The organism is Candidatus Tisiphia endosymbiont of Mystacides longicornis (assembly GCF_964031095.1).
GTDB lineage: Bacteria > Pseudomonadota > Alphaproteobacteria > Rickettsiales > Rickettsiaceae > Tisiphia.
On sequence record NZ_OZ035004.1, the window covers coordinates 168674 to 182842 of the forward strand.

The following is a 14169-nucleotide window of genomic DNA, read 5'->3' on the forward strand; positions in this document are numbered from 1 at the left end:
TTTATATGAGGCAGCCCTGATGGATATAAGTTATGTATTGTATTTTTCACGCGTTCCGTTACAATGAACCAAATAGGGAGTATATTTATGAGTAATGATAGAATTTCAAAAGCAGTGCAGATAGTAAAAAATTATTCTCTGTTTACTGAAGAAGATGAACGAGCTAAAAGCTCCTTAAAAAGTGCGTTAACTAAATTTTTTGATACTATCAATTCTGATGAAAAGGAGGAATGTTTTAAAACAATATTAAAATATGGTAATGTTCCTTCCAATGAATTAGAAAATTTACGTGCAAAACTGAATGGCTTATTTGACAAGCAACAAGATTTAGCAGTAAATAATCCGGCTATTACAGAGCCTAGTCGTAATGATACTCAGTATGCTGGAACAGATATTAAATCTCCAATTAGTAGGACTGTGTTAAATAATGACAAAATTGATCGGTCAAATAAACCAAATGTTTCACAGATTGATCCTGTTATTGTAAATATTGACAACCAGAAATATGCTGTATGTGTAAAAGATGATAACAAATATTTAGTCTGGCTTGAGAACCAAACAACTAATGCTATGGTATTAGGATATAATCAAGCAAATGGTATCACAGGTATTTTTAATAATAGTGATATGTATGATATTAAACAAATTAGTGTTAACGGAGAATCTAAGGAGATATTTTTGGGAAGCTTTACAACAGGTACTAGCAGCTCAGCTCATAGTGTAGGAGTAGTAATATACAAAGATACGGATGGTCAATATAAGACAACCGTTCTTGATCAAACATCATTTAAGAATAATTCAGATGCTAAACCAGAATACCAAGAGAAATATAAAGGATTTATCAAAGGTATCCACTCGGCTATTAAGGGACAACATCAAAATATAAAGATTGATGAACAGAATATAGATTTTCGGCATGGTGTCTACCAGGTAGAGGGTAATTTGGCTGGATGTTTAGATGGATTAATGTTTTTTGCGGATGACTTAATAAAAGAAAATTTTGATGTTCATAAGGCATTAACTCATGCAGCAGAAGAAATTCCGCTATCTCGTATGGCATCATCTAGGTTTAATGCTACATGTGCGGTCATGGAACAGAATGAGCAGAAAGTAGGATTAGAACAAATTCCTCTTGGTGATATTAACAAGAAACTAGATTTAAAAGAATTTTTTACTAATAGCAGTGATGTAGAAACAATAAAGAAAATTCGTGATGGTAGTTATTCTAAATCAGAATTAGCAAAAATTTTTGTTGATGACTTTGGCGTACAAGTTAAGTACCTTAATGAGAAGGTTAAACAAAGCTTAAAGGAATCTTTGAATAAGTTTAACGATATTCCAGAAATAAAACTACTTACTAGCGGCAATTTTGATAACAAAGCACTAGCAAAAATTATTACTAATAACTTTACTCATGAAGAATTAGCAGACACATTTATTACTAAATGCAGGAGTGAAGAATTATTTCCAAAAATTATTACTGATAACTTTACTGATAAAGAATTAAGCGCAATTAAAAACGGAGACAAGAAGCAAGGGATAACAATTATTATTAAAAAGTTTGATATCAACCAACTAGCAGAAATTTTTATTGACAATTATAATGAAGAGGTATTAAGTAGAACCCGCAGTGGTAAAAGTGAAATGGAAGATATTTTTAGGAATAACATTCCGAGAGAGCAACGCTCTCTGTATACCCAAGAATTAGAGCTACTTAGTAATAATATAACGAATCAAGAAGCTAAAGAAGCGGTGCTGACTAAGCAACTTTATAAAACAAAACTAAAAACAACCCTTGAGAGTAAATTTCAAAAAACAGAGCTGCAGAAAATTCTTGAACAATCTTATAGAAAAGAAGAATTAGAAACAATGCTGAAGAAGGCTTTTATGGAAAACAAACCTTCTATTAAAGCTGTGGTAGATGATATAGGTTTCCTAAGAAAATTAACAGACGCTGAATTGCAATCCCTTGAAGGCAAGGAAGTTCAAGGCAAGATAACTCAGTTACTAAAGCAGGAGGTTATACAACTACAGACTGCTAAGCAACAGGATGTAACACTAGATAACCAGCCTATAGCACCGTTAAAACCTACTATTGTGCAATCTGTTACGCCAATTATTGAACCACAGAACCAGCTTATACCACCGTTAAAACCTACTATTGTGCAATCTGTTACGCCAGGTTTTAATTCCCAATTATCTAAAGAGTTACGTCAAAAAGCAACTCTGATAGCAAATAATTTAACCCAACAAAATAGTATTAATACTATTGCATCAACAATCAATATTGTAGAGACAGTAGTTGCTAATCAAGAGCCTTTGTCTGAAGTGATTGGAAACGAAAGGGGAAAATCTCTGCAAAACAAAATTAACTCAATAAAAGAGAAACATCAGCAAGGCGATATAAAGGGTGTTGATCAAGGATTCAAAGAATTAGCTGATGACTGCATAAAAATACAAGATACAAAAATGCCTTCAACTTGGCAAAAAATTGTTAATGTAATCAAGGCTGCTGCTTCGATTGTGTCTACTGTTATTAGGGGAAAGTCAAGCGATATTAATATAAAAATGGCATTGTTTAGAAAAGCGTTGAAAGAATTAGGGGGACATGATAGTAAGTTCTCTGAGTGTTCATCAATGGCTCAGGACATTTCGCAAAGAAATAAGCATAAATCTTCGTATCAAGGCAGGGCGTAGTGTGACTAGTTGCACGCTAAGCTCGCTTACCCCTTGTTTTTCGCTCCAATTCTTCAAATCATTTGAGTATAGCTTACTAACAGCTTTTTTCCACAAAAAACATATAAAGGCAGAAAGCAATTATAACGATAATATCCATGATAAAACTTCCCCTCTTGATTGCTGTGAATTTCATCATCAGTGGCGTCAAAATCAATTATTATAGCACTTAACATAGAGGTTAATATAAGTTATAATGATAGATAATGAATAAATTTAATAATAGCAATATGGCGACAGCCATAGTACCCTACAATTTTTGTAACAATGTAGGGAAGTAGGGATCAAAATCGGTAATTGAGTCATACTCCAAAATTCTTTTTAATACCGCTTTTGCCTTGTTACTTGCCTGTTTCAAGCAGTTCCTTAAATGATCCAATCCGTATGTAAAAAATGACACTAATTGTTTTGGATAAGTTTTCTGAGTTCTAATTCTTATGGGTTTTATCTCGTTTTGTATTAGCCCATTTTTTATTATTAAAGCCGATGCAATGTATACTTGCAGCAAAACTGCATAACTTTATCTAATTTTTTTGTTAGTATGAATTTTTTATACATTTGGGTTTCATACTATGCAAATACCATCGATTACTATTGAGCAAGTAGCTCAGCAATTTAAAGCTTGGCGTCAAACTAAAACTAATAAGTTTGATCCTATACCAAACCATCTAAAGGAATTAGTTCACCAATTACTCCATCATTATTCTTACCAAGAGATAGCTAAACATCTTAATATTAATAAAGCAACAATTAGTTCAACTAAAAAAGCCCATGAACCTACCATCAAAACTTCTTCTGTCTCAACTTCAAATCAATCCCTACAACAAAATATTAATTTTCTCCCATTTCAACTAGTAAATTCTATAGATACCGATCCTGTAGCTGCTCCCAAGCAAAATCACTATACTTGTCACATTATTAAACCAAATGGTACCAAGCTTATTATCCAAACACTAGAGCCAAAAACTATAATTCAGACATTTTTATGCTGCAACTAACCCCGGCGTCAGTTATTTTTGTTGCCACTATTGCCATCGATTTTCGCAAGGGTATCGATGGCTTAATCGCTGTTTGTAGACAAAAACTTTCTTCTGACCCTCTTAATGGTTCCTTGTTTTTATTCTATAATAAAAACAGAACTGCCATTAAAATTTTGTCCTTTGACGGTCAAGGCTTTTGGCTATGCTCTAAACGCCTATCCAAAGGTAAATTTACGGCAAAACTTTTCCCATCTGATAATTCATCTTACCAAATTTGTTATAGAACCTTACACATTCTTATTCATAATGGCGATCCTAGTTCTGCCAAATTCTCTAATGATTGGCTTCCTGTCGTTTAAGCTGCTGTCTCGATTAATTCCGTATTATTCATATATCTTGCATAGGCAAAAGGCGTATAATCCTCAGGATGCTTCTTTGCTTTGCTACTATGCTCTTGTAGCCAATTTAAATATTTAAAGGCATTGATCTCGTTCTCACTACAAGTCTTTACTATACTATACAGACCACTATGTATCTCAGCACTATTGATTGTTTTAAAGAATAATGAATTCTTCCTTTGTAAAATAATGGTACGCAGTGATCTCTCAGCCCAATTATTATCAAGATTGCTAACTGGGATTTTTAAAAATTGGGTCAAACCTTCTTTATTATTTATCCAATATTTCATAGCTTGTCCAAGCCTACTATTAGGCTCAACTTTCTTGTCGTTAAATAATTCGTCTATTTTGTTATATATGTTTTCTATATATTTACTGCTATGTTCCTGATGATACCCAAGTTTCTCTTCAGGACTCATCTCTTTACATTGATGTTCATTGTGGTAAATCCCACGTGTTTGTTTGAGAAAATATCCGCATTCTTCAGGGTAATATAGTTCATTTTCTGTAAATTTTCTCTGACCATGTGACAAACAATTGATCATCACTATTATTGCCAGTAATTCTTTATCTGCTTCTGATAATACCGGGTTATTATTGTTACTTGCGTCAGTCATTAATTGGATAGAATCTGTTCTATTCTTACGATTCTTTAGTACGTTACCTATATTTTCTCCACCATGCCTATTACCGGTAAAATATAAAACTATTACCTCATTATTTGCAGTCTTAGCACATATTGTAGTAGTATAACAGCTGCGTCCTTTCTTATTTTGAGTACGTAATTTTTTATTGGCTATAGTAATTTCTAAAATCCTAGCTCTAGTATCATCAAGGTTCAGTGAACTACATTCGGCAGCCATTTCCAATAATACCCCGTAAATTTCAGCTCCACCACCTTCTTGCCAAACATCTAAATATTGTTGCCAGAGCGAGCTGTATGCTATAGGAACCCCGCTTAAACTCTGTAGCCTAGATAAACGGTAGAAAGGAGTACCATAGGTCTTTTGTAACACTATTGCACTTCTGCTACTATTTGTCCATTTGTTGATATTTTTATTGTTCATAACTGTATAATCGCAAGCATTACAGCGTAACGTTTTCTTTACATATCTGTTGACTGTAATTGGAGCATTACCTGTAAATTGTAGCAATTTTCTAGCTTCACTATTATATAGTTTGCCATTATAGCAGTGAGGACAGCTATCACCACTACAAAAATTCTCAGGAGTTAAATAGCTGGTATTCGCATCCTTATAATCATCAAACCCATATTTACCTTGCCAATTACTACGATCTATCTTTTTGGGCTTATCGCACTCTCCTTCATTACCACCATTCCCGTTATCAGATTCACCTGGCGGTTCTTTTAATGAATCTGAACTATCTTTTTTTTGTGATCTGCCTTAAAACCAATCAGCATTTCCTTAAGCTTATTTATACTGATATTTGATGATGCTAGCTTGTCTATTAGCTCGTTACAAAATTTCACAAGCTCTACTATCGTTTGCTGTTCATCTCCCGTTAATGAACTTTCCTTGACATGCTGTATTAGTTCTTCTCGTTCTTCAGCACTTAAGGTCGCTACTTTTGGTTTTTTCATTTGATTAATTATCATTATTATTAATATTTCAAATATTATAATATGACTGCTACTTTTTCAACTAGTTTTTTTATTAATCTGTTTTTTATTAATCGGTGATATTTGCATAGTAGAAATCCAAATTTATACAATAAATTCATACTAGCAAAGAAATTAGATAGTGTTACGCAGTTTTGCTGCAAGTATACGATGCAATAGCACAAACTGTAACTAATTTCACGAATCTATCTGGGTTTGTTATATGACTTTTTTCAATATCAAAGCCACCGCTTTTGAGATGTTTAAACAACCGTTCTATCTTCCATTATTAAAACATCTATAAGTTTTAATTTGACAAATTTAGAACAATCCCCGACACTTAACAAATCAGTATTGCTAAACTTGGTTGATTGGGTAAGAAAATATCATGCAAGGCATTCCTATATTGGAACCAATGAAATGGGAGAGAATCCCCAAAGAGAATCGTCATCGCCTAATAACTCTATTAGCAACATTATCATTGAAAAAATTGCCAAAATCGATAATAAATATGGAGAAGGCAAATGATAGACAAGGAGAAACAATCAACTCAGAGAATATTATCAAGTGGCAAGATTCAAGCCTATCACCACGATCGTCTGGCGATAGTGTATATAAGGCAGTCAACGCTGCAACAAGTAGAACGGCATAGTGAATCTACTAAATTGCAGTATAATTTAGTAGAGAGAGCTTATGCTCTAGGCTGGAGTGCTGATAAAGTACTTATAATAGATGATGATTTGGGGCGGTCTGGTGCAACTGCTGAAGGTCGTCCTGGATTTCAGCGTTTAGTTGCTGAAGTTGGATTAGACCATGTTGGTATAGTACTAGGAATAGAAGTATCGAGGTTAGCACGATCATGCAAAGATTGGTACCAATTACTAGGTTCTGTTGACAAAATTTTTAACGTAACCATATTAAAGCTCCAACAAAATTTAGAAAGGCTAAAAAGGTGGCTGGGGCTTTATCAAACCTAGAAAATATACGCCTAAAATGTTTGATTTTACCAAAGAAACATTCAATTAAATGGCGTTCTTTATAAATATGTTTATCATATTCACGTTGTACTTTACGATTAGATTTTGGTGGGATAACAACCTCGCACCCCTTATTTTCTAAGCTTTCTACAAACGCACTACTATCATATCCTTTATCACCTATCACCGTCGTATTCTGAACATCTTTAGTAAGATTTTCAGCCTGAGTGATATCATTTCTTTGCCCAGCAGTTAGTATAAACTTCAGTGGGTTACCCAATGCATCAACGAGGGCATGAATTTTAGTACTAAAACCACCTTTGCTTCTACCTAAAGCTGCTTCCTCTTGATTACCTTTAATATATCCAGATGAGCAAGCATGTGCTCTTACAATAGTTGCATCAATCATCATTGATTCCATATCTACATCTACTTTAACATGATCCATTAAAGCTTCCCATATACCTTTGTCAACCCATCTCTTAAATCTGCGATAAACACTGTACCAACAACCATAATAATCAGGCAGAAGACGCCATTGACAACCTGTTCTAGCAATAAACCATATTGCTTCAATAAACTGTCTTATTTTTTCCTCATTCTTGTTGTGTATAGCTTTTTTTTTCTTAAAAAATGATAAAATTGCTTCCCATGCTTGGTCTTCTATGTAATACTTCATATCGGTAGTTTCTTGGTTTCGATAACTAGAAACTACCATTTCTTCTTACTATTGCAACTTCTTTATTCTACTCTGATAACTTAACATAAAATTTTGTCAACAGAACCTAGAAGTATGTGCACTTTTTAGAACCATTATTGCTGATACTGATGGTATTTATGATCCGGTATCCTATAATGATCGACTATTATTAGGTCTTAAAGGTACAATGTCTGAAGCAGAGTTACATATAATTAAGCAACGCATGCTACAAGGGAAGAAAGCAAAAGCACGTCGAGGTGAGTTAGGCATGCAAGTTGCTATGGGATATGTTAGACGACCATCTGGCGAAATTGTTAAAGATCCAGATGAGCAAGCACAGGCAACTATTCAGATGGTATTTGAGTTATTTGAAAAATTTTCTACAATTAATGCAGTATTAAAATACTTAGTCAGTCATAAAATAAAAATGCCTTATAGAGAGCGTAGCGGTTTGCAAAAAGGTGAACTAACCTGGCATCGTCCTAATAGGAATACTTTAGGAAATCTATTACATAATCCCATATATGCAGGTGCTTATGTATATGGACGCAGACCAACAGAGGCACATAGAAAAAAACCTGGCAGACGATCTACGGGGCGTATTGTTGCTAAAATGTCAGATTGGCAAGTATTGTTAAAAGACAAAGTTCCTGCTTATATTAGTTGGCAACAATATGAACGTAATGGCAGACAATTATTATCTAACTCCATACAAGGAATTGGTGTAGCAAGGCATGGTAATGCACTATTAGCCGGACTTGTTGTTTGTGGTCGCTGTGGTTTACGAATGGCAACTTGCTATACAAATAATGGTAATAAATTGCGTTATAGTTGTAGCAGAATGTCTGTAGATTATGGTGAAGATGTTTGCCAATCATTGGTTGGCAATGTTTTGGATGAACTAATTGCTAAGCAGGCATTAGAAGTGTTAAAGCCAGAAGCTTTGGAAGTTAGTTTACGAGTGGCAACAGACCTTGAAACCGAACATAATAATTTACAAAAATATTGGCAAAAACAATTAGAGAGAGGACGATATGAAGTTGAGAGGGCATATCGGCAATATAATTCTTCAGAACCTGAGAATCGTCTTGTCACAAGAACTCTTGAGAAAAAGTGGGAAGAATCATTATCTGCAGAAGAAAAGTTAAAACAGGAATATGCCAAATTCTTAGCTGAACAATCAAAAATTCTGTCTGATGTTGAGCGTCAAACTATATATAAATTAGCTTCTGATATTCCTGCTTTATGGTCATCGTCAACTACTACGGTAGAAGAACGCAAAGAAATTTTACGTTTACTAATAGAATGTGTTGTTGTAAAAATAGAAGGTGTAACAGAGAAAGTCTTGGTAGAAATACATTGGGCTGGTGGATATAAAACTAATACTAATCTTGTTCGTCCTGTGGCAAAATTGGAGCAACTTAGTTATTATGGTAAACTGCTTGAACTAGTAGCCAGTCTCAAAAGCCAAGATATGACATTACAGCAAATTGCTGATATTTTAAATCAACAAGAAGGGTGGCGTCCAGCAAAGCTGTTAAATATTTTTAATGAGAACACGGTTAGTAGCCTACTTATACGTAGTGGTGTAACAGCTACTAACAAAAGAACATTATCAGGAGAAATTAATCGTAGGCAAAATGAATTTACTTTTCGTGAATTATCGCAAAAAATCAATATACCAGAACCAACTTTATATAGATGGATGCAAAGAGAGCAATTAAAAGTCAGGAAAGTTTACAACTCATCACAACGTTGGATTTGGCTAATTACAGCCGATGAGCAAGAGATTAAAAGGTTGATCTCATTAAGAGAACAACCGAAACAGTGGATTTACCATTCCAGGGTAAAAAAGGTAGAATAATAAACAAATAACTATTACAGAGGCATTATGACTGGCAAACTTCAATTGACCAGCGAAATTTATATAAAGCAAAAATTTTTACATCAATATCACCACTAGCTGCAACAACCATTAGTTCGCTTTTATCATTTCTATATGCAGATAATGTAACTACATGTCCCCATAACATGCCTTTAATTTCAAGGTATTCAAGGGGTTTTACATTATTAAAACTTTTTCCCACTGGTTTAATTTGCAAAGCATTGATAATTCGAATCAGCATATCTTTTCTAAGAGGAATCGCAAATTTAATTTGTTTGCTAGTTAGAAAATTAAGCCATTCTTTACTCATAAATTCGCGATCAGCCAATAAATATTTAATTTTATGAACTCCAAAATTATTGATAAATCGCTCTAAAATTTCCTCCATCAACCAGCTAGAACAAGCACCCCCGTGATCTAATGGATACCAATAAATAGGCACAGAAATTTTTCCGAAAACTATAACCAAAAATAATATATTAATATCACTTGTGCCAAATTTCCAGCAAGTTCTATCCAGAGCAATAATGTATTTGTCATTAGCAAAAATATTCAAAATAAACTTAGCAATTTGGTCATAATTAAATATTTGATCCCTAAACAGCCTATATATTCTTTGAATTCTAGAGCTATGTTTAGCTTCACTCTTAATTCCAAGTGCCATGTTTTTACCGCTAACGGAGCAATTCTCAATTAGACTCATAATCATTCCAGAAAGACATTCTAGCCTTGATTTTTTCCAAGAAAAGTTTAGTATCAGTGACTGAAGTAGTATATTGTGCATAGTCAGAAAATACACTCTTATACTACTTCAACCTTCCATATACAATACCTTTGCAGAGTATTTATTACAAAAATTGTAGGGTACTATGGCTCACGCCTCCTCGCAATGACGTTTTTATGTTGCTTAATACTTATAGAATAAAAATTGTAGGCTACTTATATCCTATTTCATCAAGTTTTATATCTATCGTTTTAATAACATTACCATTATCAATATTCATAATATTTTTAACATTCTCAAGCAATAATATTAATGGTTTATGATATTGTTCAATTCTAATTATTTCATAAAATAATTTACCATTTATATCATGTAGACCATTTTGTTTACCCGAGATACTAAAAGGTTGACAAGGAAAACCGGCACATAAAATATCATGTTTTGGTATTTTTTGCTCAGAAATCTCAGAAATATCACCCATGGGCTTTTCTCCAAAATTCCTTTTATAAGTTTCTTGCACATCTTTATCAATATCTGATGAAAAAACACACTCCATCCCTTTTTCTTCAAGAGCTATACGAAAACCACCAATATCACAAAATAAATCTATAAATTTGTACATATAGGAGACACATTAATTATATATTGGCATAGGATAAACATTATACAATGATAAAAAAATATTACTCCAAATTGATATCTATAAGTTGTAATTAGAACAATATTACTGTCATTTACATTTTGAATTTATAATTGCTGGTTTGTAATTAAGTTACTTGACATTTTGCCAAATTCTATTTTTAGAAATATAAAAGAAAATTGTAAAAATTACTAAAAATATCATTACCTTCAAACCCATAGATTTACGGTTTTCCATTTCAGGTTCAGCAGCCCATTGTAAAAATACGGTAACATCCATAGCCATTTGTTCTACCGATGAATTTGTTCCGTCTATATATTGTACTTGTCCATCTGTTAGTGGAGCTGGCATGGCAATTTGACTATGCGGAAAGTATGGATTGTAACTTAATCCTGGCATTAATTTAAAATTCTCAGGAGGATTAGTATAACCAGTAAGTATAGAATATACATAATTTGCCCCATCAGGTCTTGCTTTAATGATCAATGATAAATCAGGTGGGTCTGCCCCGTTATTGGCTGCTCTTGCTGCTTGTTCGTTAGGATAGGGGCGAACAAATGGATCAGATGGTAGAGCTGGTCTTTCAAACATTTCTCCTGCATCATTGGGGCCATCTTGCACCGTATAATTTTTGGCTATTTCTTTAATTTCTTCATCTGAAAATCCTATATCTTTAAGATTACGATAATATAAATTATAAAGACCATGACACACACTACATACTTCTTTATAGACTTGAAAGCCACGTTGGGCAGCTTTTCTATCAACGCTAGCAAAAATTCCGTCAAATGACCAAGCAATCTTTTTTGTAGGTAATGCTTCGTTGGCAGTGATAGTATTGGATACTAACAAAATTAACAAACACAGGTAAAATTTGATATAAGAGGTAATTTTATTATCTTTCATATAGAATCCGGTAATGGCAAAGTTTTCTCATACTTGCTAATTAGTGGTACTGCAACGAAAAAATGAAAGAAATAGTAAGTAGCAGCAAATCTACTTAAGGTAATATAAGGGTCTTCGGCTGGTTTTCCTCCAAGATATCCAAGTACCAAACAATCAGCTATGAACAGCCAAAAAGCTATACGGAACATTGGTCGATAATTGGCACTTCTAACTTTTGAGCTATCAAGCCAAGGTAAAATAAATAATAACAAAATACTAGAAAACATTAATATTACCCCACCTAGCTTTGACGGTACTGCCCGTAAAATAGCATAAAATGGCAAAAAATACCATTCTGGAACTATATGAGTTGGCGTAACCAAAGGATTAGCTGGTACGTAATTGTCAGGATGTCCTAAATAATTTGGTTTGAAAAAGACAAAAAAAGCAAATATTAGAAAATAAACACCAAATCCAACAAAATCTTTTACAGTATAATATGGATGGAAAGGAATAGTATCTTTAGGGGATTTAACATCGATACCCTTGGGGTTATTTGAACCATGAACATGTAGGGCTACTAAATGAAGTAAGACTAAAGCTACTATAATAAAAGGCAATAAATAATGTAAAGCAAAGAATCTGTTAAGTGTAGGGTTATCAACTGAAAAACCTCCCCAAAGCCAGGTAACTATCGATTTGCCAATGACAGGTATAGCTGAAAATAAATTGGTGATTACAGTTGCTCCCCAGTAGCTCATTTGTCCCCAAGGCAGCACATATCCCATAAAGGCAGTAGCCATCATGATAAGAAAAATTATTATGCCTATATGCCATAATAACTCTCTAGGTTTTTTGTACGAGCCATAATATAACCCTCTACAGATATGTAAATAAACGACAACAAAAAACATTGATGCCCCAACTGAGTGTATATAACGTATTAGCCAGCCATAATTGACGTTACGCATAATTTTTTCAACACTCTCGAAGGCGTAATCGACGTGAGGGGTATAATGCATAGCCAAAATAATGCCAGTGATTATCTGAATTACTAAGGCAATACCAGCTATTGACCCTAAGTTCCATAGGTAACTCAAATTTTTGGGTGTTCGGTATTCGCCTAGATGTTTAAAGAACGAGAAAATAGGGAGTCGGTAGTCGATCCATTCTATGATCGGATTGGATTTGTTTGGATTGGATTCTTCAGGATAATTACTTTCATTCATAAATAATTATCCGATTTTAATTTTTGTATCGGAAATAAATTCATATGGTGGAACAGCCAAATTTAAAGGAGCTGGTCCTTTGCGTACTCGACCAGATGAATCATACTGAGAGCCATGGCATGGGCAAAACCAACCGTCATAATCGCCTTGGTTTGCAAGTGGTACGCAACCCAAATGGGTGCAAATGCCTATAGTCACCAACCATTTATCATGCCCAGATTTAACTCTATCTTGGTCAAGCTCAGGATCCATTAGCTCGGCGAGATTTACATTTCTTGCTTCAGCGATTTTTTCTGGAGTTCTATTAGTAATAAAAACCGGCTTGCCTTGCCATTTAACAGTAACAGTTTGCCCTGGTTGGATATGAGATAAATCCACTTCTATTGAAGATAGGGCAAGAACATCTGCTGAAGGGTTAAATGAACTAACAAGAGGATAGGTAGCACATGCTGCTCCAACCACAACCATACTGCTAGCAGTTAAGGTTATAAAATCTCTACGAGTTGCCTTATCATAACAATTAGTATTTGACATAAACTGATCAGTATAATTTATAGATATCTACGTAATATGTTACTATAAAAGTAATAAAATATCAAGCATCTCTTCAGCAATTTAATATAAGAATACTTGACACTCCCAAAAAAACAAATATAGTACCGTTTGTTACGATTAGCTAATTTTTGTTAACTAATTACTAAAATCTCAACAAATAATTAAAGGAATTATTTATGCTCTTCCTAAGATCACTGGTATTACCTTAAGATTTAGTGTATACTTGCAGCAAAACTGCGTAACACTATCTAATTTCTTTGCTAGTATGAATTTATTGTATAAATTTGGATTTCTACTATGCAAATATCACCGATTAATAAAAAACAGATTAATAAAAAAACTAGTTGAAAAAGTAGCAGTCATATTATAATATTTGAAATATTAATAATAATGATAATTAATCAAATGAAAAAACCAAAAGTAGCGACCTTAAGTGCTGAAGAACGAGAAGAACTAATACAGCATGTCAAGGAAAGTTCATTAACGGGAGATGAACAGCAAACGATAGTAGAGCTTGTGAAATTTTGTAACGAGCTAATAGACAAGCTAGCATCATCAAATATCAGTATAAATAAGCTTAAGGAAATGCTGATTGGTTTTAAGGCAGATCACAAAAAAAAGATAGTTCAGATTCATTAAAAGAACCGCCAGGTGAATCTGATAACGGGAATGGTGGTAATGAAGGAGAGTGCGATAAGCCCAAAAAGATAGATCGTAGTAATTGGCAAGGTAAATATGGGTTTGATGATTATAAGGATGCGAATACCAGCTATTTAACTCCTGAGAATTTTTGTAGTGGTGATAGCTGTCCTCACTGCTATAATGGCAAACTATATAAT

16 protein-coding genes and 1 pseudogene are annotated in these 14169 nt (G+C 33.7%); 7 read left to right on the top strand and 10 right to left on the bottom strand.

Going from position 1 to position 14169, the window contains the following annotated elements:
- Nucleotides 1-87 precede the first annotated feature (87 nt).
- Nucleotides 88-2697, top strand: a complete 2610-nt coding sequence (locus ACQH6S_RS00960) for a hypothetical protein (protein ID WP_425364616.1) — start codon at nt 88-90, stop codon at nt 2695-2697.
- Nucleotides 2698-2774: 77 nt separating this feature from the next.
- Here ACQH6S_RS00960 and ACQH6S_RS00965 read toward each other — a convergent pair.
- Both ACQH6S_RS00965 and ACQH6S_RS00970 read right to left on the bottom strand, forming a co-directional pair.
- Nucleotides 2775-2900 (bottom strand): annotated as a pseudogene (locus tag ACQH6S_RS00965) (transposase); the annotation flags it as partial.
- 86 nt (nt 2901-2986) lie between these two features.
- Entirely contained in the window at nt 2987-3244 is a 258-nt protein-coding gene (locus tag ACQH6S_RS00970; protein ID WP_425364617.1) for a hypothetical protein, read from the bottom strand.
- A 64-nt stretch (nt 3245-3308) separates the two neighbouring features.
- Here ACQH6S_RS00970 and ACQH6S_RS00975 point away from each other — a divergent pair, with 64 nt between their 5' ends.
- Entirely contained in the window at nt 3309-3734 is a 426-nt protein-coding gene (locus ACQH6S_RS00975) for a hypothetical protein (RefSeq protein ID WP_341758053.1), read from the top strand.
- A complete protein-coding gene (tnpB, locus tag ACQH6S_RS00980; RefSeq protein WP_341752109.1) occupies nt 3722-4075 on the top strand; it encodes an IS66 family insertion sequence element accessory protein TnpB in 354 nt (117 codons plus the stop codon). Before ACQH6S_RS00975 ends, tnpB begins: the two co-directional genes overlap by 13 nt.
- Here the strand turns inward: tnpB and ACQH6S_RS00985 are convergent.
- Nucleotides 4072-5181 carry an IS66 family transposase gene (locus tag ACQH6S_RS00985; protein ID WP_425364395.1) on the bottom strand — a complete coding sequence of 370 codons (1110 nt, stop codon included), beginning with the start codon at nt 5179-5181 and terminating at the stop codon, nt 4072-4074. The two genes, tnpB and ACQH6S_RS00985, sit on opposite strands and share 4 nt — an antisense overlap.
- A gap of 302 nt (nt 5182-5483) precedes the next feature.
- Nucleotides 5484-5732, bottom strand: a complete 249-nt coding sequence (locus tag ACQH6S_RS00990; RefSeq protein ID WP_341758049.1) for a hypothetical protein — start codon at nt 5730-5732, stop codon at nt 5484-5486.
- A gap of 315 nt (nt 5733-6047) precedes the next feature.
- Here ACQH6S_RS00990 and ACQH6S_RS00995 point away from each other — a divergent pair, with 315 nt between their 5' ends.
- Both ACQH6S_RS00995 and ACQH6S_RS01000 read left to right on the top strand, forming a co-directional pair.
- A complete protein-coding gene (locus tag ACQH6S_RS00995) occupies nt 6048-6263 on the top strand; it encodes a hypothetical protein (protein ID WP_425360492.1) in 216 nt (71 codons plus the stop codon).
- Entirely contained in the window at nt 6260-6712 is a 453-nt protein-coding gene (locus tag ACQH6S_RS01000; protein ID WP_425360493.1) for a recombinase family protein, read from the top strand. The genes ACQH6S_RS00995 and ACQH6S_RS01000 overlap by 4 nt, the downstream gene beginning before the upstream one ends.
- Here ACQH6S_RS01000 and ACQH6S_RS01005 read toward each other — a convergent pair.
- Nucleotides 6639-7391 (bottom strand): IS5 family transposase, encoded by a 753-nt coding sequence (locus ACQH6S_RS01005; protein WP_425360879.1) that lies wholly within the window; start codon nt 7389-7391, stop codon nt 6639-6641. The genes ACQH6S_RS01000 and ACQH6S_RS01005 overlap by 74 nt on opposite strands.
- 208 nt (nt 7392-7599) lie before the next feature.
- Here ACQH6S_RS01005 and ACQH6S_RS01010 point away from each other — a divergent pair, with 208 nt between their 5' ends.
- Nucleotides 7600-9276, top strand: a complete 1677-nt coding sequence (locus ACQH6S_RS01010; RefSeq protein WP_425360494.1) for a recombinase family protein — start codon at nt 7600-7602, stop codon at nt 9274-9276.
- Nucleotides 9277-9301: 25 nt separating this feature from the next.
- Here the strand turns inward: ACQH6S_RS01010 and ACQH6S_RS01015 are convergent, their stop codons facing one another.
- The 5 genes from ACQH6S_RS01015 to petA all read right to left on the bottom strand — a co-directional run bounded on the left by ACQH6S_RS01015 (nt 9302) and on the right by petA (nt 13309).
- Nucleotides 9302-10081 carry a transposase gene (locus ACQH6S_RS01015; RefSeq protein WP_425360495.1) on the bottom strand — a complete coding sequence of 260 codons (780 nt, stop codon included), beginning with the start codon at nt 10079-10081 and terminating at the stop codon, nt 9302-9304.
- 151 nt (nt 10082-10232) lie between these two features.
- Entirely contained in the window at nt 10233-10643 is a 411-nt protein-coding gene (locus tag ACQH6S_RS01020) for a DNA cytosine methyltransferase (protein WP_425360496.1), read from the bottom strand.
- 150 nt (nt 10644-10793) lie between these two features.
- Nucleotides 10794-11567: a cytochrome c1 gene (locus tag ACQH6S_RS01025; protein WP_425360497.1), complete on the bottom strand. Its 774-nt coding sequence runs from the start codon at nt 11565-11567 to the stop codon at nt 10794-10796.
- Nucleotides 11564-12775 (bottom strand): cytochrome b, encoded by a 1212-nt coding sequence (locus tag ACQH6S_RS01030; RefSeq protein ID WP_341759693.1) that lies wholly within the window; start codon nt 12773-12775, stop codon nt 11564-11566. The genes ACQH6S_RS01025 and ACQH6S_RS01030 overlap by 4 nt, the downstream gene beginning before the upstream one ends.
- Before the next feature lie 6 nt (nt 12776-12781).
- The gene (gene petA, locus ACQH6S_RS01035) at nt 12782-13309 is read right to left on the bottom strand and encodes a ubiquinol-cytochrome c reductase iron-sulfur subunit (protein WP_094649207.1); all 528 of its coding nucleotides are present in this window, start codon (nt 13307-13309) and stop codon (nt 12782-12784) included.
- A gap of 411 nt (nt 13310-13720) precedes the next feature.
- On the opposite strand from petA, the gene ACQH6S_RS01040 reads away from it, so the two are divergent.
- Nucleotides 13721-13969 carry a hypothetical protein gene (locus tag ACQH6S_RS01040; RefSeq protein WP_341758049.1) on the top strand — a complete coding sequence of 83 codons (249 nt, stop codon included), beginning with the start codon at nt 13721-13723 and terminating at the stop codon, nt 13967-13969.
- Nucleotides 13970-14169 lie beyond the last annotated feature (200 nt).

Coding starts and splice junctions, on each gene's coding strand:
- ACQH6S_RS00960 (WP_425364616.1), top strand. CDS start 88: ATGAGTAATGATAGAATTTCAAAAGCAGTGCAGATAGTAAAAAATTAT.
- ACQH6S_RS00975 (WP_341758053.1), top strand. CDS start 3,309: ATGCAAATACCATCGATTACTATTGAGCAAGTAGCTCAGCAATTTAAA.
- tnpB (WP_341752109.1), top strand. CDS start 3,722: ATGCTGCAACTAACCCCGGCGTCAGTTATTTTTGTTGCCACTATTGCC.
- ACQH6S_RS00985 (WP_425364395.1), bottom strand. CDS start 5,181: ATGAACAATAAAAATATCAACAAATGGACAAATAGTAGCAGAAGTGCA.
- ACQH6S_RS00990 (WP_341758049.1), bottom strand. CDS start 5,732: ATGATAATTAATCAAATGAAAAAACCAAAAGTAGCGACCTTAAGTGCT.
- ACQH6S_RS01000 (WP_425360493.1), top strand. CDS start 6,260: ATGATAGACAAGGAGAAACAATCAACTCAGAGAATATTATCAAGTGGC.
- ACQH6S_RS01005 (WP_425360879.1), bottom strand. CDS start 7,391: ATGAAGTATTACATAGAAGACCAAGCATGGGAAGCAATTTTATCATTT.
- ACQH6S_RS01010 (WP_425360494.1), top strand. CDS start 7,600: ATGTCTGAAGCAGAGTTACATATAATTAAGCAACGCATGCTACAAGGG.
- ACQH6S_RS01015 (WP_425360495.1), bottom strand. CDS start 10,081: ATGCACAATATACTACTTCAGTCACTGATACTAAACTTTTCTTGGAAA.
- ACQH6S_RS01020 (WP_425360496.1), bottom strand. CDS start 10,643: ATGTACAAATTTATAGATTTATTTTGTGATATTGGTGGTTTTCGTATA.
- ACQH6S_RS01025 (WP_425360497.1), bottom strand. CDS start 11,567: ATGAAAGATAATAAAATTACCTCTTATATCAAATTTTACCTGTGTTTG.
- ACQH6S_RS01030 (WP_341759693.1), bottom strand. CDS start 12,775: ATGAATGAAAGTAATTATCCTGAAGAATCCAATCCAAACAAATCCAAT.
- petA (WP_094649207.1), bottom strand. CDS start 13,309: ATGTCAAATACTAATTGTTATGATAAGGCAACTCGTAGAGATTTTATA.
- ACQH6S_RS01040 (WP_341758049.1), top strand. CDS start 13,721: ATGATAATTAATCAAATGAAAAAACCAAAAGTAGCGACCTTAAGTGCT.